Raw genomic sequence first — 25,154 nt, 5'->3', positions numbered from 1 at the left:
GGGTTTTTCATTTAACATATAATTAAGTCAAATATGGTATTGTTAATAGAGCAAGAGAGGTTTGCTATGGAAGACCGTGCGTAAAACTATTAAAACTAGTGAGGATCTTCTTTAATATAAATGGAATACATCAAACAAGTGAATCATAATAATATTATGTAAACTTATTGAGAATAGTAAATGTCGAACTAATCCTATCATGACATTTTCAATACTGCTTAATGAGAAGGGGGCCACCAAATAGATTAGATTTTATACTTTATTCTTGGTCTGTAAAATTCAACTCAACACCAGAATTGTAACTTTTATAAGGTGGTTTTAGCTTGTCTATGCAACACTCATTACAAAACATCTATCAAAGAAAATTAGCTGTCAGTGCTGCATTTATTGTGATTTTTTCACTTCTGCTTTCAAAATTCTCATACCCTGACCTAGCATACTTCGCTGGTGTAAATCATATGTACTTTTTTGTTATTGTAGCCATTTCTATTTATGGCATTTGGGCATCGTTGTTAAGCGACATGTTTGCTTCAATAATATCGGATCGTACGCGAATTCCAGAAGTATACCTAGCGGCGTTATTACATATTTTGGCTGGATTAGTCTTTGGCCTAGGCACTTTAGCTATCGCCTTTTCATTTTTCCTATTGGATCGTTTTTTCATGAAATACATAAACGTTTTTTTTCTGTAGCTGTCATTTCTTTTGGGATAGTCGTTCTCATTTTTGCTTTGAACTTTACTAATTATTTTCCGTCTTAATCGACATACAATAGCTTCATTACAAACGAAGAGGGAGGGTGATTATGGATTATATAAAGCATTTACGCTCAATGGTAGGTCACGAAAAAGTGATTATGGTCGTAGCGGGGGCCATGGTGTTTGATGATCGAAATCGATTGTTGCTACAACTCAGAACAGATAGCGAGTCATGGGGACTACCAGGTGGATTTATGGACTTAAACGAATCTGTTCAGGAAGCAGCTCGACGAGAAGTGTTCGAAGAAACGGGACTTACTTTAAAAGATATGGAGTTGTTTGGGATTTACTCAGGTCCTGATAAACACAAGCAATTTGCCAACGGAGATCAGGTTTCACCTGTTCAAATTCTATTTCGTTGTCATAAGTATGAAGGGGTTTTAAAGAAAGATAATGAATCCCATGATATAGCGTTTTTTCACCTAAATGAACTTCCAGAAAACCTGTTTCAGGAGCATCGTATAATGATAAACGATTTATTACAGCATAAAGAACAACCGATAATTGGTTAAGGAAGGAAGGTAAATAATGAGTGAAAGAAAGGTAAGTGTCTATATTGCTACAAGCGTGGATGGCTATATTGCTACGGAAAATGACTCGCTTGACTGGCTGTTTCGATCAGAGCCAGAAGGTGACGCTGGGTACGGGGAGTTTTATGATACGGTCGATACGGTTATAATGGGCCGTCGAACGTACGACTGGGTGATGGAACAAGTAGAAGGGAAGTACCCATATGAAGATAAGCAGTCCTATATTTATACTTCTAGACTTGAAGAGAGCACATCAGATATCACTTTTACGAGCGAAAAACCTTCTACTCTCATCGATCGGATAAAAAAGGTTGATGGTGGAACGATTTGGCTCGTAGGTGGTGGGGCGATTATTAACGAATTTCTGCAGAATAATCTTATAGATGAGTTCATTATTTCGATAGCGCCTGCGTTAATTGGAAAAGGCATTCCATTGTTTAATAACAGTAAGATGGAGCATAATCTTGAGTTAACAGACGTTCGTCGTTATGGACAGTTCGCACAGCTTCACTATTCAATAAAAAAAGCTAACGATTAACACCTATTCTGATCAGGATAGGTTTTTTTAATAGTAATAACGATTTGGACATGTCATCACTTTACCGGTCTTAAGGTATGGGGAGAAAGTCTCGATTTGGAGCGTATTTAAGAACTCATCTGATTCCATAGAATCAATTTCACTTCCTATTATTATAATTATTTGAAAATTATTCCTCTAGCTATCTACAATAGGAGTGTAGTTTCAACTAGAAGGGGTGAATTGATGGATGAAGAAAACAAATTGGAAGTGGGGCATTGCTCTATTACTTATAGGTGTATTGCCTTTTGTTCTTATGCCGACTGTTGGGAGTGCGAAGAGTAGTTGCTATGATTCTGATATTCCTTTAACGCCTGAGGAACAGCGTATTGAAGATGGAGCACCAATACCTCAACAATTAATGAGTGATGCAGAATTCACCGAATTCGCAGACGAATTTAAAGAAGATTTATGTAAAGCAAAGAACATTAAAAAAGCTCAGAAAGCAATTGAAAAACACGGAACAAAATTATGGAATACTGCTGTAGCTCGTGCCCAAGGAGAAAAACCAAAATTAGGTGATCTTGATCGGTATGATGATCGTCCGTTATATTGGACACGACTACATATGACTTCTGCTTTACGTCAGTGGAAACCTGATTACACGGTATCTGAGAAAGAGCGGGAAAAGCTGATGAAAAAGCTTGAGTACACTTCGAGAGGCATTACATCCATTGATTTTCCAAAGGGTAAAGGTGTAAAGCGTATTCTTGTTAGTGGTTTTGATCCTTACCGTCTCGAACAGGAATTCAGAAGATCCAATCCATCCGGTGCTGCTGCGCTTCAGCTTGATGGCAAAATGATTTTGACAAATGAGGGGCCTGCGTTCATTCAAACAGCGAACTTTCCAGTGCGCTGGGATGATTTTGAAGAAGGGATTGTGGAAGACACATTTGGACCTTATTTAAAAGAAAATAAAAATCAGGTCGACTTGATGATGACGATCAGCCAGGGAGGCCCACGTGTAATGGCTATTGAAGGCTTTGCTGGGCGATGGCATACGGGTGTAGGGAACAACTTGGAAGATCGATCAGAGGTAATCCCGACGGCAAATGATTGGGAAATGCCTGAGAAATTGCCTGAATTTATAGAAACAACCCTACCATATGATGAGATGATTGCTGCTCAAACTGAACCTTGGCCAGTTGAGCGAAATGATGAGGTGTGCGAATGGCTAGCTCCTGAGTATCGGGATCAGCCTTACGAATGTCATGATGGTGGTCCTACCGCAGGATCTAAAGCACGTAAAGGCGGTGGTGGAAGCTACTTATCAAATGAAAGTATGTATAGATCAAATCGTGTGAGAATTGGTCTTGGAGCGTACGATATTCCTGGTGGTCATTTGCATGTTGCTGCACAGGAATATTATCCTGATGACACAACTATTTATATAACTGATGAATTTACAAATTTCCGTAGAAACACTGTTGACCAAACCGTTGAATTGGTTTCAGCCGCAGCTGAGGCTGCAGAGAAATAATACTCGAGATGAAACAGAGAGGAGGCATTCGGCTTCCTCTCTGTTTTTATGCAAAAAAAGAAGCGCACACAGCGCTTCTAGTGTAATGAACGAAAGACACCAACAACTTTACCAAGAATGGAAACAGAATCAAGAATGATTGGCTCCATTGATGAATTTTCCGGTTGAAGACGGAAGTAATTGCTTTCTTTAAAGAACCGTTTTACGGTTGCTTCACCTTCATCAGTCATCGCAACAACAATGTCCCCGTTGTTTGCGGTTGGTTGTTGTTTGACGATAACCATATCTCCGTTATAAATACCAGCTTCAATCATGCTATCCCCTTCGATAACAAGAATGAACGTATGCTCTTCGTCTTGTGCAAATTGTTCAGGAAGTGGGAAATATTCTTCTACATTTTCAATTGCAGTAATCGGTTGACCTGCAGTAACTTTACCGATGACAGGAACGTTTACAGTGTGTTGACGAGGAATATCAATCGCTTCCTCTAAACCAAGCACTTCAATTGCTCTTGGCTTTGTAGGATCGCGACGAATGTACCCTTTTTTCTCGAGTCTTGCCAAGTGGCCGTGGACAGTTGAGCTTGAGGCAAGTCCAACGGCTTCGCCAATTTCTCTAACAGATGGTGGATAACCTTTTTGCTTTACTTCGACTTTAATAAAGTCCAGAATGTCCTGCTGACGATTTGATAGTTTCATATTTCTGGCACCTCGTTCCAATCTATCTATTTGTTACTAGTATACCAGAATTTTTGTTCGCATACAAACATAAGTTCGAAGATAGCAGTTGACACGAACAGGGGTTCTGATTATACTAAAAACAGAACAAATATTCGTATATGGGGTGATTGGGATGAGAAAGCAAGCTGGGGGCTTGTCTGGAATTGATTTTCTTGTCATTATATCTTTTGTAGCTGTGTTAATTATTGTGTTCATGTCTTTGCGAACAGCTGCAGCTGATGAATATGATCGTTACACGACCATTGAATTGGAGCAAGGTGATACTGTTAGTGAACTTGCGGAAGAGTATCGTAATGCGCATGATTTGTCTGATCGTAAGTTTATCAGTTGGGTTGAGAAAGTAAATCGCATTAATGCAAACAAAATTACAGCAGGAGATACTCTCATCATCCCTGTTGAAGCGAACGCTACCGCACTTGGGGGTATAGAATAAAGAATGAACGCCATTATTTATTGTCGGGTAAGTACAAAGAAAGAAGCACAGGAATCATCACTTACAAGACAAAAGGAAGAACTGCAGAGATTTGCATCAGAATCGGGATTTACGGTATATAAAATGATCGAAGAAAAGCACAGCGGGTATGAAATTGATCGAGATGGCATACTTGAGGTGCTAGATTTGTTGAAAGAAGGATATGCCGAAGCATTGTTAATCCAAGATGAAACAAGACTCGGAAGAGGAAATGCCAAAATTGCATTGTTACATTCAGTTCATAAATATGGAGGCACGATTTATACGGTAAATCAAAACGGTGAATTGCAACTGTCTGAAGCTGATTCAATGGTGCTTGAAATTGTGAGTATTGTTGAAGAGTTTCAGAGGAAACTCCACAATTTAAAAATTAAACGTGGCATGGACAAAGCTGTGAAGGACGGCTATCGACCACAGCGTAACCTTAGTCATCAGACTAACGGTGGAAGAGAGCGTGTAGAAATTCCAATTGAGGAAATCGTGAACCTTCGCAACCGAGGACTTACATTTAATGAAATAGCTGCAACATTAAAAGGGTTTGGTCATAATGCTTCTAAAGCAACGGTACATAGGCGTTATCAAGAGTATGTTGACCAGCAAACGGAAAGGCACTAAACTTGTCTATGTGCAACATTTACGTTAGCATTATAGATACAAGTTGCTATAAAGGAGCTATATAACATGCTTTCACAAGATAAAATCCAAAGAATTAACGAATTGTCACGTAAATCCAAAGAGTCGTCATTAACGGAAGCCGAAAAGAAAGAACAGAAAGATCTTCGTCAGGAATACCTGAAGAGTCTACGTTCTTCTTTTGACAACCAGTTGAATTCCATAAAAGTAGTGGACGAAGAAGGTAATGACGTGACACCTAATAAATTAAAAGAAAGCAAGAAAAACCGCCGCTTTCTTCAGTAGAAAATAGCCTAATTTTGCGAAAAGCAAAATTAGGCTATTTTTATGGTTGCAATTTTTTGAATTTTCGTTATACTGTACTATAACAAGATGTACTAATACAAAAAACGGAGAGGGCGGATAAGATGTTTGTTGTAACTGACTCAGCTGCAGAATTTTATAAGAATGAAATGGAACTTGGGAACGGAGATAGCTTGAGATTGTTTGTGCGCTATGCTGGAAGCGGAGATAGTGGCGGTTTTTCCCTTGGTGTTATGTCAGATCGGCCTTCATATGAAGATTATAAGCAAGAAATTGGTGGGGTTACTTACTTTGTACGACCGGATGATCAGTGGTTTGTTGATCGAATGAAGCTTGATTATGATGAGAGCTGTGGCGGCGTTCTTTGCGACTTGCCGAGCATGGCATAGCATTAAAAGCCTGTACTATAACATATATGTTATAGTACAGGCTTTTTTTGATTTCGACAAAACTAGTGGACACGTGCTACATGCATAGACAACGATTTTAAAGAGAGTCGTGTATACTATCTTTCATAATCATGCTTTGTGTGACAGGGGGAAGTGTATGAGGCACTATGAAATGTATTTCATTAAGCAAGACGTCGCTTCTGAATATGCTGGTAAGGAAACCCTTTTGTATCACCTATTCTCTGAAAGAAAGCGTGCTTTATTTGTAGAAGAAAAATCGCTTTTGGATAAACAGGTTAGTTTTATTACCGAGCCTGTTTGTGAAGAGGATCTGAATAAGTATATTGTGAATGAATTAGGTGGTTTTCGTACCTATGAATTCAGAAATGACGGCCATAGGCTATCGATTAAACAATCACAGAGTGATGCTTCCTTATTTGTAAGGCGTGAAAAACTTAATTTATATTCTAGCGGTTCGAACGATGCTGAGACCGTTTTTTTTGAAGTGATTCGGAAATTAACTCCTTCTTTTTTTGCGATTGACTTCCAATCTGGTCGATATGGCTGGCTTAACCCAATAAAACAGCAGAAACTAGTTTAAACAAACTCCTACTATTTTAGTAGTCGTTATTGTATAATCATTACGGGTTGTAGTACACTATTGGAAGAGAAAGAATAAGGAGGAAATCTAGAATGTGGTGGATGTACACGATTGTGGGCGTTCTAGCGTTGATTGCTGGAGTAGCACTTGGCTTTTTTATTGCCCGCAAGTATATGATGGACTATTTAAAGAAGAATCCCCCAATTAATGAGAACATGCTGCGTGTTATGATGATGCAGATGGGGCAAAAACCTTCTCAGAAGAAGATTAATCAGATGATGAAGGCTATGAATAGTCAAATGAATACAAACGATAAATAAAGCACGGGCACTCTGATAGCAGAGTGCTTTTTTTATGGGTTGATTTTGGTTGACGGGTCTAAATGGTTAGATGGTATGATAGATTAGACTATAAAACAATCAGGAAGTGTTGATATGACGATGAAGAATCTATTTATTGCAAGTGGCTTATCTCTTGCTCTTCTTGCTGGGTGTCAAGCAAATGACGCCAATCAAGACCCAGGGCAGACGGCGAATGAGAATCAAACGAATTTACCATCTAACGAAACGAACAATAGCGCAAATAACAATCCAGAAGACACTAAAAAGAATGAAGATCAAGAGACTAACGGCAATCAGGATGATGCCAAAAAGAACGAAGATCAAACTGAAGAAAAGCAAAGTGAAGATAAAAGTGAGCAGAGTGCCTATCCAACAATGGCTGAAACCATAGAAGAAAACGATGGACAACGCACTGTAACGAATCCAGGTAGTATCTACGTTGTTGCCAACAAGGAACGCAATTTACCTGCAGACTTTGTACCGGAGAATTTAGTTGAACCTGATGTAGCTTTCTATGCTCCAGAAGGTGACCCGAAGAGATTAATGGTGGAAGAAGCAGCGAAGGCGCTTGAAGAGATGTTTGTAGCTGCTGAAGAAGAAGGTCATGAGTTGAAAGCTGTTTCCGGTTATCGCTCTTATGATCGCCAAGAAGCGATATTTGCTTACAATGTTGATCGCTATGGCGAAGAAGAAGCGAATCAAGTTAGTGCTCAGGCCGGTCAGAGTGAACATCAAACAGGGTTAACGATGGATATTAGTACGCCATCCCTTGGTAGTTCATTAACTGAAGAATTTGGAAGCACACCTGAAGGACAATGGGTTGCTGAAAATGCGCATAACTATGGGTTTGTTGTTCGTTACTTAAAAGGGAAAGAAGAGATAACGGGTTATCAATACGAGCCTTGGCACGTTCGATATGTTGGGAAAGAAGCAGCACAAGATATTCATGAAGCAGGGAATACGCTCGAAGAATTCTTTCCTAATACAAAATAGTTGATGAATGTTCATAGTATGAACGTACAAATTCAATTACAATAAAGGTTGGAATGGTAACTACATGCACATGCTATAATGACCATGTGCATTAGACAAGGAGTAATGCAATGGCAGATTTGAACTTGTTTTTAGCGTTCGGTGCCGGTTTTCTATCGTTTATCTCACCGTGTGTCTTGCCGCTTTATCCGGCGTTTATTTCATACATCACAGGTGTGTCAGTTGACGATTTAAAAGAAGATGGTGGAATGATGCAGCGGCGAGCGATCTTTCACACGATTTTCTTCTTAATTGGATTCTCAATCATCTTTCTCGTGCTGGGCATGTCTACAACATTCATCGGACATTTGTTTATCCAATATAAAGAACTACTGCGTCAAGTAGGAGCTATTTTGATTGTTGTGTTTGGACTTGTTGTAGTGGGATTCTGGAAACCGACATTTCTTATGAAAGATAGGCGTTTAACGATTCGGAACCGACCGACTGGTTTTATAGGCTCTATTCTAATTGGAATGGGATTTGCAGCAGGCTGGACACCTTGTACAGGACCAATCCTCGCAGCTGTCATTGCCCTTGGTGTTTCGAATCCAGATGCTGGCTTATTGTACATGGTAGCGTACACGCTTGGTTTTTCCGTTCCATTTTTCATTCTTTCCTTTTTTATTGGACGAATGCAATGGATTAAGAAAAACAGCCGGTTCATTATGAAGGCTGGCGGGTATTTAATGATTGTAATGGGTGTGTTGTTATACTTTAACTTTATGACAATGTTCACATCATTTCTCGTGAATAACCTCTTTAATGGATTCCAAGGATTTTAAGATGGAAAGGATGCAGTCATGTGAAAGGGACAAATGATCTAATACTTAAAACAACTACAACAATTATTGTTTTCATTATTTTAGGATTCTCCATCTACTTATTTTTTGCAGGACACAATGCGCCTGGTGGTGGATTTATCGGTGGACTTATGACGGCGGGTGCCCTTGTTCTTCTTTACATATCGTATGGTTTCAAAACGATGGACAGGGTCATTCGAATTGACTTTAAGAATTTTATTCCGATTGGATTATTAATCGCTGTGTTAACGGGGATGGGTTCATTTATCTTTAATCAACCTTTTTTGAGCCAAACGGATGCCTATTTCGAACTTCCGATCTTAGGTCATTCTCACCTTGCAACTGCTATGCTATTTGACCTTGGCGTCTACTTCACCGTTGTAGGTGTAACGATGACGATTATTCTATCAATAGCTGCAGATGAGGGTGAAGAAGAACTTTCTAAGCAAAATGGTTAAAGGAGAGCAGGGGAGATATGCCCCTGTTCTTTTTTCGTAAGCTTGTATTTTCCGTCTCTTCCACATACAATGGAAAGGATAGGGAGTAACGGTATAGGTGAGGGATGAAATTATGCTGATTTTTAGTACAATTGTAGGAGCTATGATGGCAATGGCAATGATTGTCATCAGGTTGAAAGCTTCGAAAAAACCAGCAACAATTAGAAAGATTATACTTCCGCCTTTTTTCATGGCAACAGGTTTTTTTATGTTTGCCCTACCAGAGGCGAGAGTTCCATGGTACGAAGCGATAGAAGCGCTTTCTGTTGGTGCTGCGTTTTCACTTCTTTTAATTAGAACATCAAAATTTGAAATTAGAGGGAACCAGATATACTTAACGCGATCGAAGGCATTTGCGTTCATTTTGATTGGGTTATTATTGGTTCGAATTATTTTCAAACTCATAATAGGGGAGTCCATACCCGTTCTTCAAACAAGTTCACTATTCTTCGTTCTAGCATTTGGTATGATTGTGCCATGGAGAATTGCGATGTACTTTCAATTTCGGAAAACGGAGAGAAGTAGAGGGCATCGAACTACTTTGCATCAAACCTTATTATAAAAAACTCGTTTAGCTCTTATGCTAAACGAGTTTTTTATTGAAGCAAATGATGATATGGTGTCATATCAATTCGCTTTTCATTTAATTTTTTGATGAGCCACTTATGATCTCGTTTCGGAGTGGCGATAATATACCCTCGGATAATAAGATCCTGAGACATGTGTTTCGCGTTTTCTTGTAAAGCGAGCTCTCCAACTGTTCCTGCAATTTTGTATTTAGCAATGTCTCTAAATAATTCTGGAACAGGAGATACCAGTTCATCTAGGAGTTTGATTTGATCAGGACTCCACATGTGTTTTGTTTTTTCGATATGATATTCTTGCCAATCTAATATTGATTTGCCATCTTCTTTAGGTAGGCGTTTGAGAAACTTCCGAAACATAAAGAATCCACCAATAGCAATTAGCGATATTAATATGACTGTCCAGCTGACAATAAACCATTGAAACCAACCTGCCAACACCATCACCTCTTGGCATTATAGTGTAAATAATTGTTTGAATACGGTCACATTATACGTCGAAAATGATGATTAATCAAGAGGTGTAGCGTTATTTAAGTCTCGGCTTCGGAGTCTATGACGGTAGAGAAGATCGCTTCTTGATGCTAAGTCAGTATTTAGAGATTGGGCAGGTTGTCGGCAAAATGGAGCTCGATCCAAATTAACAGAGAACGACGATTATGAATGAGGGTTAAGAAAGTAGTGAGATTTAAAGAAGTTAGAAGAGAGTAGGGGAGAATTTGTTTCTTTAAGGCTCTTTTCTAAAAGATTGTTGTTTTTGAAAGTATTTTCGTAAAAGAACCTGACTACGCTAATTGGAGCGGAAGGATGCTCGACTCCTGCGGGAATAGCGGGACAGGTGAGACCCCACAGGCGAAGCCGAGGAGGCTCACCGCCCGCCCCGCGGAAAGCGAGCATCCTGGAGCGGAAATTAACCCAAACATATAGCAACAATGTATACGAAAAGAGCCTTCTTTAATGACAAAAAGCAGACTAGCATGCAGTCTGCTTTTTAATATGTAGAAATGTTTCATGATAGTTAGTCGATTAAAATTGGCGGGACTGTGTGGGAATCGAACCCACCGAAGACGGCACGCGCCTCCCAGGCGGTTTTGAAGACCGTGGCACTCACCAGACGTACAACCAGCCCCATAGAAATGAATCATTCTTTTAATATAATAACTGAAGAATCATTGAGATTCAACTGTTGTGCTCAGAAAGGAGTGAAGTTTAGTAAATGTCTTAGTAAACATTTACTGTGGGTAAAGTGAGAACGGTATTTTTTGTCGAACCGTGCGCTTAGCTCTATAATAAAGTAATGAGTCATACCTCTTGCATTTTTCGACAACAAATCTAAAAATATACCAAGCCTCATATTTCGACAAAAAATAAGATATGTAACAGTTGTTTTTAGCCGACTATAACAGCTGGAGGAGTGGTACAGCGTGATTTGTAAAGTATAACAGTTCTCTCCTGTGGATAGCTGTTAGTAACTTTTTGTACATGCATGACTGTATAATTATACAAGCGTGTATAGTTGAGAGTAGTGGATGTACATTACTATATTTGCGCATTTCAGGGGTTATAAGTTGCAACCTATTACGACTTTTATTAATGTTAACATCGGATGTATGTAGATTGGCGGGTGAAAGTATGAACTATTTTACGATCGGTCTTGCAGGACATATCGATCATGGAAAAACGACGTTAACTGGTGCTTTGACAGGCATTGATACAGACCGGTTAAAAGAAGAAAAAGAACGAAATATTTCAATTGAGCCTGGTTTTGCGCCATTTCGTCTTTCGGAAGACATGACAGTCTCAATTATTGATGTGCCGGGTCATGAACGTTTTATTAGACAAATGATTGCGGGTGTCGCTGGGATTGATCTTGTTATCCCTGTTGTCGCAGCTGATGAAGGTGTGATGCCACAAACGAGAGAGCATCTAGAAATTCTCTCTCTCTTAGGTATTCAAAGATCCATCATAGCGATTACAAAAGCAGACCTTGTGGATGAAGAAATGCTTCAGCTTGTTCAGGAGGATATACTTGATTACATTTCAGGTTCTGGATTTGAAGGTTCTGAGATTCATTTTGTAGATGCTAAGTCCGGCAGAGGGCTTGAGGGATTGAAAAAAAGTATTGCATCATTTCTTTCCAGTTTGCCTTCAAGAAATAAAGCAGGAGCGTTCCGTCTACCTATTGACCAGGTTTTCACACTACAGGGACATGGAACGATAGTAAGAGGAACGATTTTTGATGGGGAAATAAGAGATGGTGAAAAAGTTACGCTTTTACCTGATCATTTCGAAGCTAGAGTGAGACAAATACAAACGCATAACGAGAAAGTAGATCGAGCGTTTGCAGGTCAGCGTGTTGCGATTAATCTTGCAGGGACAAATAAACATGAGCTTAGTCGAGGTCAGGTTATGGTTAACTCTAATCATTACGCGGTAACGTCAACCATCGATCTTGCATTCACGCAATCCCTAACAATGTCTCATGAGTTGAAACAGCGCTCACTAGTTACGGTGCATAACGGAACAGCTGAAGTAAGGGGCACTATTGTCTTTTTCGATCGAAACGTATTGAACTCAGGTGAGCGAGAAGAGCTTTATTGCCAGATTCGACTTCATGATCCTTTGGCAGCCAAAAAAGGAGATCATGTTATTGTAAGACGCCCTACGCCTGTTGAAACAATAGGAGGAGGGAGCATTTTAAATGTAGCTGGAGAAAAGTATCAATTTGGTCATGACACGATAGCGATGTTTGAACAGATGCAACGAGGTACACCAGTAGAAAGGTTAGATCAATTGCTTGATCAAGAACTTCTACTCTCTAAAGATCAAGTGATGCAGAATATTGGTCTTGATGAAGAAGCTTATGTACAGCTCTCTAAAGAATCGCAACTTGTTCTTTTTGATGACTATGTAACATCGGTTAATGTATTTAACAGAGTTGATCAGGCAATTCGAATTATTGTTGAGGATATTCATAAGCAATTTCCGATGCGAAAAGGTATGCCTAAAGCAGAGTTAATACAAGAAGTTAGAAAAACTTATCCGGTAAAACTTATAGAAGAGACCATTGATGTGAATGTAGAAAAAGGTGAGCTAAAGAGTACGGGTCCTTTCCTTTCAACAGACTCATTTGAGCCGTATCTTCCTGGATCGTGGAAAACAAGAATGACGCAGGTTATCGAGGAATTACGAAAACAAGGCTTGAACGTTTCACCAATTGATATGCTCATTGAGAAAGAAAGCATACCAGATTCCCTAAAAGGTGAATTTAAGCAATACGTAGTAACAGAAAACATCGCCGTTAGCCTGACCGATGAATTATACGTTCACGAGAATAGCTTCAAAAAGGCCATTACTGAGTTGAAATCACGCACAGGTGAATCATTTACACTTCAAGAAGCGAAAGATATCCTAAATGTGAGTAGAAAGTACCTGGTTCCTATTCTTGAGAAGCTTGATGATAGTGGATATACAATTAGAAAAGATCGGAATCGATTCTGGAGAACATAAAAAAGAGATGTTTAATGGATGAGGAGTGGAAAAGATGAAGAAATTAGGAATCGTGTTAATGGTCCTATTCGTAAGCATTCTGGCGGCATGTGGATCAAATCAACAAAATGATGATCAGGCTAGTGAGGATAAAAAAGAAAGTAAGCCATTTACAATTGGTGTAATCCCTGTTCAAACTGAAGGTGAAATTGACGAAGCAATGACAAAGCTTCAGGGTGAACTTTCGAACAAACTCGATCGAGATGTGGAAATTACCACATTTCCAGATTATAACGGTGTTGTTGAAGCAATGAATTATAATCAAATTGATATGGCTTTTTTCGGTCCACTTACTTATGTCATTGCACATGAGAAGAGCGGTGCTAAAGCGATTGTCACGCAGTTAATCGATGGTGAACCTTTCTATCATTCTTATATCATTACAAACACGGATAATGATTGGGATACGCTAGATGCATTTTTAGAGCAAAGTGACTCAAAAACGTTTGCTTTTGGCGATCCAAATTCGACTTCTGGATCACTTATTCCATCGATTGAACTTCAAGATCGAGGCGTATTTGAAGATCAAGATAAGAACAGTTTTGAATCAGTGAAGTATACAGGCTCGCATGATGCTACTGCTTTATCCGTTCAAAACAATCAGGTTGACGCCGGAGCAATTGATAGTGCCATTTATGACCAGCTCTTAGAATCTGGCAAGATTGATGGAGATAAGCTGAAAGTGATTTGGGAATCAGAGAAGTTGTTCCAATACCCATGGGCTGTTACGAAAGAAACGGACGATGAGACGATTGATAAGCTTCAAAATGCATTTCTATCGATTGAAGATGAGTCTATTTTAAATGCATTTGGTGCATCGAGCTTTACAAAAGCAAGTAATGAAGACTACGAGAGTATTCGTCAGGCTGCTGATAAACAAGGATTATTAAGCGAGTAATCATGGCATGGTTTAAATGGAAGCATCTAATTATTTTTATCGTGGTCATTGGATTTATGATTTGGAGCGCGAGAGTTACAGAGTTCGACATAAGAAAGTTCAGTCAGTTTAATAACATGGTGGATTTTCTATCAAATTGGTTTCCGCTGAACACGAGTATTATCCCCAAAATGCTTGAAGCAAGTTTTGTGACGCTAGGAATGGCGTTTCTTGGGAGTTTTGTAGGGCTACTAGTTGCGCTGCCAATTAGTCTTCTGGCTGCTAAAAATACAGCGGGTCGATTCTACGGAATTATCAGGATTATGCTCAGTTTTATTCGATCGATTCCAGAGATCGTACTTGGATTAATGTTTCTAACAGTAGTGGGCCCTGGGCCGTTCGCTGCAACCATTGCAATTATTGTTCATAATGGGAGCGTGCTATCGAAATTAATTGCAGAGTTGATTGAAGCGGCAGATAAAGGGCCCCAAGAAGCGATGAAAGCCGTTGGAGCACGGTCATTACCAGGAGCGCTTTTCTCCATCTTTCCGCAAATTTGGCCAAATGTGTTATCACACTATTTCTACCGTTTTGAGGTTGCGATTCGCACATCTTTAATTCTTGGTCTTGTTGGTGGAGGGGGAATTGGGCAGCAATTGTTTGTTCATTTTAAAACGTTTCAGTATTCGACCGTAGCTGTGGATGTGATGATCATTATGATGATCGTTATTGCGGTGGATTTTCTTGGGAGTAGGGTGAGACAATATGTTATGTAAGGAAGAGCTACTAACAATTCAAAGTGGTACTGTTACCTACAATAATATAGCTGCCTTAAGTGATGTCTCTCTGACGTTTTATAAAGGTGAATTTGTTTGTGTGCTCGGGAAAACGGGTGCGGGTAAATCAACTCTCATACGAACATTGAATGGTCTTCAACCTCTCTCAGAAGGAGAAATATCTTATAATAAGAAAGTTTATAGTGAATTAGATCACGAAGGCCTAAGGCAAATCAGGAGCAACATTGGGATGATTTTTCAACATCATCAATTAATTCCTAGGCTTTCAGTAATACAAAATGTATATACAGGCTTATTTGGATCTCGATCAACGTTTCGGAATCTTGTTGGCTTGTTTTCGAATGAGGAGAAAGAGCTCGCTCGAGACGTTCTTAATCAGGTAGAATTATTACCGTACCTAAATCAACGCGTTGATTGGCTGAGTGGTGGACAGAGGCAAAGAGTTGGGATCGCAAGAGCGTTGATACAAAAGCCAGAAGTTTTTCTCGGTGATGAACCTGTTGCAAGTCTAGATCCAGGTACAGCAAACCGAATTTTTCAATTGATCGAACGACTGCATTCAGAACGTCAATTACTAACAATCATGAATGTTCATGACGTTAAAATCGCAAAAAGGTATGCGTCGAGAATTGTGGCGTTAAAAGACGGAAAGGTCGTATTTGACGATAGCCCTGAGGCATTTACTGAAGAGATTGAAGAAATGATATTTGCATATTAGAAAAGCGGAAGGGATCATCCCTTCCGCTTTAATTATGCGTTTATTTACGTGCAATTATCGCAAAATCTTCTTGCTCCGTAACATGACCAACAACGCTTGCCTCTTTCCCATTTTCGCGCATGCGTTTTTTGTATATGTCTGCTTGATCTGATGGAAGGCTTATTAGTAAGCCACCAGATGTAACAGCATCGCATAGTAAATATTGTTCAAGTTCGCTTAAGTTTTCATACTGAACAGATTCAGAGATCCAGCGGTGGTTTGCTTTAGAACCACCTGGGACAAATCCTTGTTCAGCAAGCTCTAACGTTCCAGGAAGAACAGGAACACGGTTGTAATCAATATGAATACTCACATTGCTGCCTGTCGCCATTTCATAAGCGTGACCAAGTAATCCAAATCCAGTAACATCTGTTACCGCATTAGGGTTTAACCCAGAGAGAGACTCTGCTGCAGTTTTGTTTAATTCAGCCATTGTATTTGAAACTTTGTTAAGCTGCTCCTCAGTCAGTTTCTCAGGCTTAATAGCCGTTGTTTGAATTCCAACTCCAATAGGCTTTGTTAGAATCAGAACGTCTCCTGGTTTCGCACCAACATTCATATAGATTTGATCTGGATGAACAAGTCCTGTAACGGATAATCCGAACTTTGGCTCTTGATCATCAATCGAATGGCCACCAGCAGTGACTGCACCTGCTTCATCGACCTTGTCAGCAGCTCCTTTTAGGATTTCAGCTAGAATCGATGGGGCAAGGTTCTTAATTGGAAAACCAACAATATTTAGTACTGTTTTAGGTACACCACCCATCGCATAGACATCGCTCAATGAGTTGGCTGCAGCAATTTGACCAAACATATATGGATCATCAACGATAGGGGTAAAGAAATCTACCGTTTGAATCATTGCAAGTTCATCAGTTAAACGGTAAACACCAGCATCATCGGAGGTTTCGACACCGACAAGTAAATTTGGATCTTTTTTCTTATTAGGCAATTGACGCAAAACTTGCGCCAGGTCCTCAGGACCAATTTTGCATCCTCAACCACCTTTTGAAGAGAATGACGTTAATCGAATTTTTTCATGACTAGACATATGACCACCTCCTTACAAGAGTATAAATCTTTTCATGCATTTTTTGAAATGATATAGTATGGAAAACGGGAATTTTATTAAGGAGGTCGTTCAATTAATGTACAAAGTTAAGATTGAGTTTTGCATGCAGTGAAACTACGCACCTAAAGCCGCGAGTTTCGCGGAAGCGTTATTTAACCATTTTAGAACAGGGGTTACATCACTTGAATTAATACCAAGTTCAGGTGGAGCATTTGAAGTGACTGTAAATGGTGACCGCATGCATTCCAAGTTGGAATCAGGTCACTACCCAGATCCAGAAGAATTTATTAAAGAAATGGAAAAGTTGAATTTATAGTATCGGCACCCGGCAAAGGGTGCCTTTCCTTTCGCCATTAGGAGCTGAGAATATTGAATTTGTTAAGAGAACTGCCTCCAGTTCACCTAGTACAGGAAGAACTGGTGGAAAAGGGAATTGCAACCGACCTACCTCAATCGTTAGTAAAGGAAATGATCCAACAAGAAGTGAACGAAATTCGTCATCAATTATTAAATAACTCGTACAACGGAACTGCTCAGTCGAGAGAAGAGTTTCTGAACAAAATCATCCATACGATTCACTTGAAATCTCAGCAATCAGGTACGCTAAACCTTAAGTCTGTTATAAACGCTACTGGTGTTGTTCTTCATACAAATCTCGGACGAGCGCGTCTTAGTGAAGCTGCACTAGAGCATATGGTGGAAGTAGCAAGAAGCTATTCTACGCTTGAATACAACCTTGAAAAAGGTGAACGAGGATCAAGACATAGCATAGCTGAGGAATGGATATGTAAATTAACAGGTGCAGAAGCCGCGATGGTAGTGAATAACAACGCTGCTGCTGTTTTCTTAATTCTCAGTGCACTAGCAGAAGAGAAGGAAGTGATCGTATCGCGTGGAGAGCTTGTGGAGATTGGTGGATCGTTTCGAGTTTCTTCGATAATGGAGGAAAGTGGTGCGAAATTAACTGAAGTTGGAACAACAAATAAAACGCATCCCTACGATTACGAGAATGGGATTACCGATGAAACAGCCATGCTTATGAAAGTTCACCGCAGCAATTTTGCACTGATCGGTTTTACAGCTGAAGTGGAAAGATCAAAGCTCGCTAACATCGCTCGTGCTAACAATGTAATCTTTTACGAAGATTTGGGTAGCGGAGCTTTGTTTGATTATCGTAAAGCATTGATTGGCGATGAACCGACTGTTCAAGAAACGCTTCAGGCAGGTGCTGACCTGGTTTCATTTAGCGGAGATAAGCTGCTTGGGGGACCGCAGGCAGGGATGATAGCTGGTAAGAAAAATCTTATTGATCAACTAAAGAAACATCAACTTGCAAGGGTGCTTCGAGTTGATAAATTTACGCTTGCAGCACTTGAAGCCACACTTAAACAGCATTTGTTTAACGAAACCGATAGTATTCCGGCAATTAGAGATATTACAAAAGATGAGCATGAGATTAAATCACGTGCCGAGAGTTTTGAAGAAAAGCTTCAATTAAATACTTCTTCATATGTAACAGAAATTGTTCAAGGAACTTCACAGGTAGGCGGAGGGACAATGCCTGCAGTCGAGCTTCCTACGTACATTCTTTCAATTGCGTCATCATCGTTTAGTGTGAATGAGTTAGAAAAACGATTAAGAACGCATACTTCTCCTGTCATCACACGAATAAACGGAGATCGGATTTTGATGGATTTCCGCACCGTTACAGAGAGCGAAGAAGATGTAATATTAGACACATTAATGGAAATCGCACCATAAAAGACGGCCATAAGGCCGTCTTTTTAGCGTTTTATTAAGGCTCTTTACTAAGAGGTTGTTGTTTTGTAAACGATTTTTTATAAGAAACCACACTTAGCTAATTGTAGCAGAAGGAGGCTCACCGCCCGCCTCGCGGAAAGCGAGCATCCTGGAGCGGAAATGAACCCACTCATATAGCAACAATGTATACGAAAAGAGTCTTTGTGAATAATTTAAAACCCTTCACCATTTTTTTGTCTAGTGTGGTTTCTATTCTTCACTTTATGTGAGCCCTTCATTGGCTCTGGCTGTCCAGTATGTCCCTTAGGAGCGTTTTTACGAGCGTCTTTGAATGTGTTGCTCTCTGTCATATGAATCCCTCCTTAGTCATTAGTATTAGCAGTAGGAAAGTACTTATGCACGTCGTATAGGAAGCTTGTACGTGGTTACACTATGTTGAAAGTAGAAGAAAAGGAGGTTGGGTTTATGCCGTACAACAAGGATAAACAACAGTCGTTTCAAGCTGCTCAGCAAGGTTACGAACAGGCAATTAGTGCAAAGCAAGAAATTATTGTAAGTAGTAGTGGCTATGGAAAAGATCTTAAGCATTTGCAGCAAGAGGTTGGAGAAGCAAAGATGCAGATTGAAAATGCGCTCGTAAATGCCTCTGAACATCAGAGAGCTCAGCTACTTCAGTTTCAACAGGATTTGCAATCAATCGAAACAGAAATGAACGATAATTTGTAAAGAAAAACCCGTCATCTTGTGATGACGGGTTTCAATCCTATTGACGCTTTTTCGTCTTTTTATTGTATTGACGTTGTTCCTGCGTCATATTTTCGTGCGCGTATTCATTATCGGAGCCTGCACCATTTCCTTGTGCGTCGGCATCATTCATTCCAGGACGAACTCCGTTTGCTTTTCGCTTACCCATGTTAATCACCTCCGTTCTTTTAATTTCTCCTGAAGTAGAAAATATATGTGGTGAAGGTGATAAGGTGATCTTATGAAGTATAATAACAATCTTGTTATTTACTTATGTTTGAAAATTTACTAAGATGGATAAAGGGAAGTTGAAAACGTTTTTTTCGACATTCGCTTTGTTATGCAATTTGGAGGAGGGAACTACATATGGCAAATCATGAACTTTATAACTCAAAAGCAACATTCGATGCCAATGGTAAATCATATTCCTTCTATCGCCTTCAGGCGCTAGAAGAAGCAGGTATCGCTAAAGTAAGCAAGCTCCCTTATACGATCAAGATTTTGCTTGAATCAGTTCTACGTCAGTATGACGGTAAAGTAATTAAAGAAGAACATATCGAAAATCTCGCTAAATGGGGAACTAGCGAGCAAAACAAAGATATTGACGTACCATTTAAACCTTCACGCGTTATTCTTCAGGATTTCACAGGCGTACCAGCTGTTGTTGACCTTGCGTCACTTCGTAAAGCAATGGCAGACATTGGTGGAGACCCTGACAAAATCAACCCTGAAATTCCAGTGGATCTTGTAATTGACCACTCAGTACAGGTTGATAAATATGCTTCTGATGATGCGCTTGAATTTAATATGAATAAAGAATTTGAACGTAACCTTGAGCGTTATAAGTTCCTTAAATGGGCTCAAGATGCATTTGATAACTATCGTGCCGTTCCACCGGCAACGGGTATCGTTCACCAAGTAAACCTTGAGTACGTTGCGAACGTTGTTCAAGAAAATACGGTAGATGGTGAGAATATCGCTTATCCAGATACACTATTCGGAACAGATTCCCATACAACAATGATCAATGGTCTTGGCGTCCTTGGATGGGGCGTAGGTGGTATCGAAGCTGAAGCAGGAATGCTTGGTCAACCTTCTTATTTCCCTGTACCTGAAGTTATTGGTGTGAAACTTATTGGTGAACTTCCAAGCGGAACAACTGCAACTGATCTTGCATTGAAAGTGACGCAGCTTCTTCGTGAGAAAAAAGTTGTTGGTAAATTCGTTGAATTCTTCGGTCCTGGTCTATCTGGCATGCCGCTTGCAGACCGTGCGACAATTTCAAACATGGCACCTGAGCAAGGGTCTACTTGTAGCTTCTTCCCAGTAGATGAAGAAGCGTTAGAGTACATGCGCTTAACTGGTCGCTCTGAAGAGCACATCAATCTTGTTCGTGAATATTCAATTGCTAACGGCTTATTCTATACACCAGAATCAGAAGATCCTGATTTCTCTAGTGTTGTTGAACTTGATCTTGGAACAGTAGAACCAAGTCTTGCAGGACCTAAGCGTCCACAGGATTTAATTCTTCTTTCTGATATGAAAAAAGAATTTAACAAAGCACTTACAGCTCCTCAAGGCAACCAGGGTCTAGGTATGGATAAGAAAGAAATCGATAAAGAAGCAGTTGTTAAATTTAACGATGGCAAAGAAGTAACAATGAAGACTGGTGCAGTTGCAATCGCTGCGATTACTAGCTGTACAAATACTTCGAACCCGTCTGTTATGCTTGGAGCAGCACTTCTTGCGAAGAAGGCTGTTGAAAAAGGTCTTAAAGTTCCTGAGTACGTTAAAACAAGTCTTGCTCCAGGATCAAAAGTTGTAACTGACTACCTTGATAAGTCAGGGCTTATGCCTTACTTGAGAGATCTTGGTTTCCACCTTGTTGGTTACGGCTGTACAACATGTATCGGTAACTCTGGTCCACTTAAAGAAGAAATTGAAGATGCTGTTGCTAAGTCAGATCTTACAGTAACTTCAGTTCTATCTGGTAACCGTAACTTTGAAGGACGCATTCATCCTCTTGTGAAAGCAAACTACCTAGCTTCACCACCGCTAGTAGTGGCTTATGCACTTGCGGGAACTGTTGACTTTGATCTTCACTCTGAATCATTTGGTAAAGACAAAGATGGCAACGATGTATTCTTGAAAGATCTATGGCCATCAGCAGAAGAAATTAAGAAAGCAGTTGCTGAGACTGTTACACCTGAAATGTTTAAGCGTCAGTATAAAACAGTGTTTGATGAAAATAAACGTTGGAATGAATTGAGCACTAGTGAAGGAGAACTATATAACTGGGATGATGAGTCCACTTATATTCAAAACCCTCCATTCTTCGAAAATCTTTCTAAAGATCCAGAAGATATTCATGAGCTTAAAGACCTAAGAGCGGTTGCGAAGTTCGGCGATTCCGTTACAACGGATCACATTTCACCAGCAGGTGCGATTGCGAAAGAAATGCCTGCAGGACAGTATTTGCAAGATAACGGCGTACGCCCAATTGACTTTAACTCTTATGGTTCTCGTCGTGGTAACCACGAAGTTATGATGCGTGGTACATTCGGAAACATTCGTATCCGTAATGAAATTGCACCAGGTACAGAAGGTGGCTGGACTACTTTCTGGAAAACGGATGAAGTTATGCCGATTTACGATGCAGCTATGAAGTATAAAGAAGAAGGAACAGGTCTTGTAGTTCTTGCTGGTAAAGATTACGGCATGGGAAGCTCACGTGACTGGGCTGCTAAAGGAACGAATCTTCTTGGAATCAAAACGGTTATCGCTGAAAGCTATGAAAGAATTCACCGCAGTAACCTTGTTCTTATGGGTGTGCTTCCTCTTCAATTTAGAGATGGCGAAAGTGCTGATACGTATAACTTAACTGGTAAAGAAACGTTTGATGTTGAAATTACAGAGAACGTTAAACCAAGAGACGAAATCAACGTAACAGCTACTTCACCTGAAGGCGAAAAGCAAACATTTAAAGTTCTAGCTCGTTTTGATAGTGAAGTTGAAATCGACTACTATCGTCACGGCGGAATCCTTCAAATGGTTCTTCGCGACAAAATTGCAAACTAAAGAATGTTCAAAAGGTGACCTAAAAATGGGTCACCTTTTTTTGTATGGTCTCTAATAGCTTGTTGACTATATAGAACCCACACTTATCGTATTGAAGCGGAAGGAGGCTCACCGCCCGCCCCGCGGAAAGCGAGCATCCTGGAGCGGAAATAAGCTCACTCATTTTTTTCATTTAAAGAAATAAATAAACAAAAAAATCCGAATATGTAATAAGTTTTGGAAAATCGGGAATACTTGCAATAAACAAGTCCGTTTAAGAAAGGAGACTAACATGAGAAAGTCTAAAAAAGTATCATTTAAAGAACTTGTCATGCAAAATAAGCTTGAGCTTATGAACGATAAAAAAGCAATCGAACGTATTGAAGACAAATTTGAGCAAAAACACGCTAAAAATTTGTAACAGGGTAGATATTTCTCCTCCAATTGCACAGCCTAATATGTAAAGGAGGAGATAGTAATGAGTAATCCTAAACGCTTTCCTAAATCTTTTAAGCCGAATCACCTTGCTTCAGTCAATCCTGAAGCAGAAGGAAACAAAGGCAAACAGATGCAGACGAAAGGGAATCAGGAACCAGACTATGCACCCCCTAAAGGGAAGTAGACTAATCAAAACCAGAAAGGAAATAACTTTCTGGTTTATTTCATTTTTAACAAGTTCTTTTCAATCACCGTAAAACTGTCCCAAAAGGATAAAGGGGTGCGAACGGTTAGATATAAGAACGTTTTCGGGGGGACAATTATGACAATCACAGCAAAAATTCAACCTATTTCTACGATGGGAGTGGAAGAAGGCACGAAGGAAGATCTTCTATTAAAAGAACTTGAAATTAAAATGCAACAAATGGGTTATTTAGTACCTTACCGTGAAGAATTGAACTGGGAGAGAACAATAGCGAGTCTTGAGCTAGGCGAAGCACAGTCACTTCATCAATTAAAGAAAGCAGCAGCAAGAAATGATCGGGTATTGCTTATCTATGCGAGACTTTTTAAGGGAACAATTTTCCAACACCTTATTCTTCATCCTAACCATTCAGGAATCTATCTTCCGTTTCGGTTTGATGAACCTTTTACGATTCAAATTGAAGGCCAAAAAATTTGGATTGGTTCTTCTGTAAGGCTTCTTGAGGAATTATCATGGCTACAAATTAGCTTTGATCAGGGAAATCATAATGACACCGTCAAAGATTACTGGCAGAATCTTATGGAGATATCTAGAAAAAGTGTTGATTACATGAGTCCGATTATTTTTGAAGAAGCCATTTAGGAGATTTTAACAAAGAAAGATCGGGTATGGACATATAAGGTGGGTGATGAATATGGAAAGACAACAAAAAGTTGGCACTGAGATTTATCGAATGTTAGAGGAATCTGGGCCACCATATGGATGTGGGACCGCTGGAATTGTTGGTGGCTTCGCGGCACGACTAGCGATTATGAGCCTTACAATTTCTGATATTGACCATGACTTACATGATGTACCAGGTACGTTCTTTCTTCTTTGTGATGAAGACAACCAAGAATTTCAATCATTTCTCGATGGGGAGGAAGAGCGGTCGATAAACGACGTACCTCTTCAGCTGTTGGAATGTTCTTATCGTCTTCTAGTCGCGCTATCCTCTTATGAGAATCAAATCCAGGATAATGTTGTTGTGGATTACCGAATGGGAATGAGGATGTTAAATCAAGTGTTTCTAGCTGCTGAAAACATTCTCCTCTCAAACGGGTGTAGTGCAGAGATACGAAAAGATATGCTTTATTATGAGAATAAATTATCTGGAACGATTCCTAAAAGCTTACAATCCTAAATAAGGAAACATAACCCGCTTGATAACAGACATACTAGAAGTGTGCCATCATGCACATCAAATTCTAGGTCAAGGGGGATATGATATGAAAGCTAATCCAGACGATCGTCGAGACAATGCAGCTAAATTACAAGAAATGGTTCAGGATACAATTGAAAACAAAAGGGATGCAGAGGCATCTCTAGAGTTTACCGATAGTGCCGAACAAAAGAAACAGATTGAAGCGAAAAATCATCGCCGTGAAGAAAGTATTGAAGCGATGCGAAATGAAATTAAAGATGAATCCAATAATCATCAATAACTGCATTGACTGAATGGCTCTTAGCCATTCAGTCTTTCTAATTTAATATTGCTTTAAGGTGGTTCTTTTCTAAAGACTCTTTTCTAAAAGATTGTTGCTTTTGAAACAATTATTGAATAAAAACCACACTTCGCTAATTGGAGCGGAAATGAACCCGCTATAACAACAATGTCTACGAAAAGAGCAATTATGGTAAAATATTAATGAAACAATGTAACAGTAAGAGGAGGAATTTTTTTGTACATAGCAACAACTCCAATAGAGGTTCGTTATGCTGAAACAGATCAGATGGGTGTAGTCTATCATGCTAACTATCTGATTTGGTTTGAGTTAGGACGAACAGCTTTAATAAATGATCTTGGCTTTCGATATGCTGATATGGAGAAAGAGGGGATTTTATCACCTGTCGTAGACATAAAGGCAAGCTACAAGCGCCCAGTCCGATATGGTGATCAAGTGATGATACGAACGTGGGTAGAAACGTATGACGGTATTCGGGTGTGTTATGGATATGAAGTGTTGAACGGTGAAGGGGAAATATGTGTAACTGGAGAGTCAGTTCACACATGTGTGAAGCGTGAATCATTTCGTCCTGTCTCCATTCGGAGAAAATTCCCAGAATGGCATAAAGCGTATGAAGAAGTTAAAAAAGAGCCTGTTATGGATCGGATGTAACG

At 39.7% G+C, this 25,154-nt stretch carries 33 protein-coding genes and 1 tRNA gene; 28 read left to right on the top strand and 6 right to left on the bottom strand.

Translation table 11 applies throughout. The annotated features are described in order from the left end of the window. The first annotated feature begins 323 nt into the window (after positions 1-323). The 4 genes from AB986_RS04720 to AB986_RS04705 all read left to right on the top strand — a co-directional run bounded on the left by AB986_RS04720 (position 324) and on the right by AB986_RS04705 (position 3,344). Entirely contained in the window at positions 324-692 is a 369-nt protein-coding gene (locus AB986_RS04720) for a hypothetical protein (RefSeq protein WP_048309705.1), read from the top strand. Positions 693-804: 112 nt separating this feature from the next. Continuing rightward, positions 805-1,269, top strand: coding sequence for an NUDIX hydrolase (locus AB986_RS04715; protein ID WP_048309704.1), 465 nt, complete (start codon positions 805-807; stop codon positions 1,267-1,269). A 16-nt stretch (positions 1,270-1,285) separates the two neighbouring features. Next, positions 1,286-1,825, top strand: a complete 540-nt coding sequence (locus AB986_RS04710) for a dihydrofolate reductase family protein (protein WP_236690307.1) — start codon at positions 1,286-1,288, stop codon at positions 1,823-1,825. Between the two features lie 229 nt (positions 1,826-2,054). Beyond that, entirely contained in the window at positions 2,055-3,344 is a 1,290-nt protein-coding gene (locus AB986_RS04705) for a C15 family peptidase (protein ID WP_053216041.1), read from the top strand. Between the two features lie 77 nt (positions 3,345-3,421). Here AB986_RS04705 and lexA read toward each other — a convergent pair whose 3' ends face one another. Next, positions 3,422-4,042 carry a transcriptional repressor LexA gene (gene lexA / locus AB986_RS04700; RefSeq protein WP_048309702.1) on the bottom strand — a complete coding sequence of 207 codons (621 nt, stop codon included), beginning with the start codon at positions 4,040-4,042 and terminating at the stop codon, positions 3,422-3,424. Positions 4,043-4,196: 154 nt separating this feature from the next. On the opposite strand from lexA, the gene yneA reads away from it, so the two are divergent. The 10 genes from yneA to AB986_RS04650 all read left to right on the top strand — a co-directional run bounded on the left by yneA (position 4,197) and on the right by AB986_RS04650 (position 9,714). Next, complete coding sequence (gene yneA / locus AB986_RS04695; protein ID WP_053216040.1) at positions 4,197-4,517, top strand: cell division suppressor protein YneA; 321 nt, start codon at positions 4,197-4,199, stop codon at positions 4,515-4,517. Between the two features lie 3 nt (positions 4,518-4,520). Continuing rightward, positions 4,521-5,171: a YneB family resolvase-like protein gene (locus tag AB986_RS04690; protein ID WP_048309701.1), complete on the top strand. Its 651-nt coding sequence runs from the start codon at positions 4,521-4,523 to the stop codon at positions 5,169-5,171. A gap of 66 nt (positions 5,172-5,237) precedes the next feature. Continuing rightward, positions 5,238-5,474: a DUF896 domain-containing protein gene (locus tag AB986_RS04685; RefSeq protein WP_048309700.1), complete on the top strand. Its 237-nt coding sequence runs from the start codon at positions 5,238-5,240 to the stop codon at positions 5,472-5,474. Between the two features lie 122 nt (positions 5,475-5,596). Continuing rightward, positions 5,597-5,881, top strand: coding sequence for a HesB/YadR/YfhF family protein (locus AB986_RS04680; protein WP_048309699.1), 285 nt, complete (start codon positions 5,597-5,599; stop codon positions 5,879-5,881). Between the two features lie 157 nt (positions 5,882-6,038). After that, the gene (gene sirA, locus AB986_RS04675) at positions 6,039-6,482 is read left to right on the top strand and encodes a sporulation inhibitor of replication protein SirA (RefSeq protein WP_048309697.1); all 444 of its coding nucleotides are present in this window, start codon (positions 6,039-6,041) and stop codon (positions 6,480-6,482) included. 92 nt (positions 6,483-6,574) lie between these two features. Beyond that, positions 6,575-6,802 carry a YneF family protein gene (locus AB986_RS04670; RefSeq protein WP_048309696.1) on the top strand — a complete coding sequence of 76 codons (228 nt, stop codon included), beginning with the start codon at positions 6,575-6,577 and terminating at the stop codon, positions 6,800-6,802. 114 nt (positions 6,803-6,916) lie between these two features. Further along, positions 6,917-7,816 carry a M15 family metallopeptidase gene (locus tag AB986_RS04665; protein ID WP_053216039.1) on the top strand — a complete coding sequence of 300 codons (900 nt, stop codon included), beginning with the start codon at positions 6,917-6,919 and terminating at the stop codon, positions 7,814-7,816. Positions 7,817-7,926: 110 nt separating this feature from the next. Continuing rightward, on the top strand, positions 7,927-8,637 hold the full coding sequence (locus AB986_RS04660; protein ID WP_048309695.1) for a cytochrome c biogenesis protein CcdA: 711 nt from the start codon (positions 7,927-7,929) through the stop codon (positions 8,635-8,637). 20 nt (positions 8,638-8,657) lie between these two features. After that, positions 8,658-9,113 (top strand): Na(+)/H(+) antiporter subunit B, encoded by a 456-nt coding sequence (locus tag AB986_RS04655; protein WP_048309694.1) that lies wholly within the window; start codon positions 8,658-8,660, stop codon positions 9,111-9,113. 112 nt (positions 9,114-9,225) lie between these two features. Next, a complete protein-coding gene (locus AB986_RS04650; RefSeq protein ID WP_048310876.1) occupies positions 9,226-9,714 on the top strand; it encodes a CcdC family protein in 489 nt (162 codons plus the stop codon). A 34-nt stretch (positions 9,715-9,748) separates the two neighbouring features. On the opposite strand, the gene AB986_RS04645 is transcribed toward AB986_RS04650, so the two are convergent. Beyond that, the gene (locus tag AB986_RS04645) at positions 9,749-10,177 is read right to left on the bottom strand and encodes a DUF2621 domain-containing protein (protein WP_048309693.1); all 429 of its coding nucleotides are present in this window, start codon (positions 10,175-10,177) and stop codon (positions 9,749-9,751) included. Positions 10,178-10,769: 592 nt separating this feature from the next. Then, positions 10,770-10,866: transfer RNA gene (locus AB986_RS04640), tRNA-Sec, on the bottom strand. Positions 10,867-11,368: 502 nt separating this feature from the next. Between AB986_RS04640 and selB the strand changes: the two genes are divergently transcribed. Genes selB through phnC form a run of 4 tightly spaced genes read left to right on the top strand, consistent with a single transcriptional unit; the run spans position 11,369 to position 15,677 of the window. Then, positions 11,369-13,246 (top strand): selenocysteine-specific translation elongation factor, encoded by a 1,878-nt coding sequence (selB, locus tag AB986_RS04635; protein WP_048310874.1) that lies wholly within the window; start codon positions 11,369-11,371, stop codon positions 13,244-13,246. A gap of 34 nt (positions 13,247-13,280) precedes the next feature. Then, positions 13,281-14,183, top strand: a complete 903-nt coding sequence (gene phnD, locus AB986_RS04630) for a phosphate/phosphite/phosphonate ABC transporter substrate-binding protein (RefSeq protein ID WP_048309692.1) — start codon at positions 13,281-13,283, stop codon at positions 14,181-14,183. A gap of 2 nt (positions 14,184-14,185) precedes the next feature. Then, positions 14,186-14,938 carry a phosphonate ABC transporter, permease protein PhnE gene (phnE, locus tag AB986_RS04625; protein WP_048309691.1) on the top strand — a complete coding sequence of 251 codons (753 nt, stop codon included), beginning with the start codon at positions 14,186-14,188 and terminating at the stop codon, positions 14,936-14,938. After that, entirely contained in the window at positions 14,928-15,677 is a 750-nt protein-coding gene (phnC, locus tag AB986_RS04620; RefSeq protein ID WP_048309690.1) for a phosphonate ABC transporter ATP-binding protein, read from the top strand. Before phnE ends, phnC begins: the two co-directional genes overlap by 11 nt. A 40-nt stretch (positions 15,678-15,717) precedes the next feature. Here the strand turns inward: phnC and selD are convergent, their stop codons facing one another. Continuing rightward, on the bottom strand, positions 15,718-16,767 hold the full coding sequence (gene selD, locus AB986_RS04615) for a selenide, water dikinase SelD (protein ID WP_084006398.1): 1,050 nt from the start codon (positions 16,765-16,767) through the stop codon (positions 15,718-15,720). Between the two features lie 97 nt (positions 16,768-16,864). Between selD and AB986_RS22230 the strand changes: the two genes are divergently transcribed. Together AB986_RS22230 and selA are read left to right on the top strand one after the other, a co-directional pair. Further along, positions 16,865-17,104: an Rdx family protein gene (locus tag AB986_RS22230; protein WP_486291646.1), complete on the top strand. Its 240-nt coding sequence runs from the start codon at positions 16,865-16,867 to the stop codon at positions 17,102-17,104. A gap of 53 nt (positions 17,105-17,157) precedes the next feature. Beyond that, complete coding sequence (gene selA, locus AB986_RS04610; protein ID WP_321212296.1) at positions 17,158-18,549, top strand: L-seryl-tRNA(Sec) selenium transferase; 1,392 nt, start codon at positions 17,158-17,160, stop codon at positions 18,547-18,549. Positions 18,550-18,761: 212 nt separating this feature from the next. Here selA and AB986_RS21465 read toward each other — a convergent pair whose 3' ends face one another. Beyond that, a complete protein-coding gene (locus AB986_RS21465) occupies positions 18,762-18,899 on the bottom strand; it encodes a small acid-soluble spore protein P (protein ID WP_084006397.1) in 138 nt (45 codons plus the stop codon). 115 nt (positions 18,900-19,014) lie between these two features. On the opposite strand from AB986_RS21465, the gene AB986_RS04605 reads away from it, so the two are divergent. Further along, entirely contained in the window at positions 19,015-19,275 is a 261-nt protein-coding gene (locus AB986_RS04605; protein WP_048309687.1) for a hypothetical protein, read from the top strand. Positions 19,276-19,312: 37 nt separating this feature from the next. Here the strand turns inward: AB986_RS04605 and sspO are convergent, their stop codons facing one another. Beyond that, complete coding sequence (gene sspO / locus AB986_RS04600; protein WP_048309686.1) at positions 19,313-19,462, bottom strand: small acid-soluble spore protein SspO; 150 nt, start codon at positions 19,460-19,462, stop codon at positions 19,313-19,315. Between the two features lie 197 nt (positions 19,463-19,659). On the opposite strand from sspO, the gene acnA reads away from it, so the two are divergent. From acnA to AB986_RS04565, 7 genes are all read left to right on the top strand, one after another. Beyond that, entirely contained in the window at positions 19,660-22,371 is a 2,712-nt protein-coding gene (acnA, locus tag AB986_RS04595) for an aconitate hydratase AcnA (protein WP_048309685.1), read from the top strand. Positions 22,372-22,642: 271 nt separating this feature from the next. Then, positions 22,643-22,771: an FbpB family small basic protein gene (locus AB986_RS04590; protein ID WP_048309684.1), complete on the top strand. Its 129-nt coding sequence runs from the start codon at positions 22,643-22,645 to the stop codon at positions 22,769-22,771. Between the two features lie 57 nt (positions 22,772-22,828). After that, a complete protein-coding gene (gene sspN, locus AB986_RS04585) occupies positions 22,829-22,972 on the top strand; it encodes a small acid-soluble spore protein N (protein ID WP_048309683.1) in 144 nt (47 codons plus the stop codon). A gap of 138 nt (positions 22,973-23,110) precedes the next feature. Further along, positions 23,111-23,635, top strand: a complete 525-nt coding sequence (locus AB986_RS04580) for a hypothetical protein (RefSeq protein ID WP_048309682.1) — start codon at positions 23,111-23,113, stop codon at positions 23,633-23,635. Positions 23,636-23,687: 52 nt separating this feature from the next. Then, positions 23,688-24,176, top strand: coding sequence for a hypothetical protein (locus AB986_RS04575; protein ID WP_048309681.1), 489 nt, complete (start codon positions 23,688-23,690; stop codon positions 24,174-24,176). A gap of 85 nt (positions 24,177-24,261) precedes the next feature. Continuing rightward, a complete protein-coding gene (tlp, locus tag AB986_RS04570; RefSeq protein ID WP_048309680.1) occupies positions 24,262-24,477 on the top strand; it encodes a small acid-soluble spore protein Tlp in 216 nt (71 codons plus the stop codon). Positions 24,478-24,714: 237 nt separating this feature from the next. Next, on the top strand, positions 24,715-25,152 hold the full coding sequence (locus AB986_RS04565; RefSeq protein WP_048309679.1) for an acyl-CoA thioesterase: 438 nt from the start codon (positions 24,715-24,717) through the stop codon (positions 25,150-25,152). The last annotated feature ends 2 nt before the right edge of the window (positions 25,153-25,154 follow it).

This window comes from Guptibacillus hwajinpoensis (assembly GCF_001039475.1).
Lineage (GTDB): Bacteria > Bacillota > Bacilli > Bacillales > Guptibacillaceae > Guptibacillus > Guptibacillus hwajinpoensis.
The sequence above is the reverse complement of the archived record's forward strand: the minus strand, read 5'-3'. Positions and strand labels throughout refer to the sequence as shown.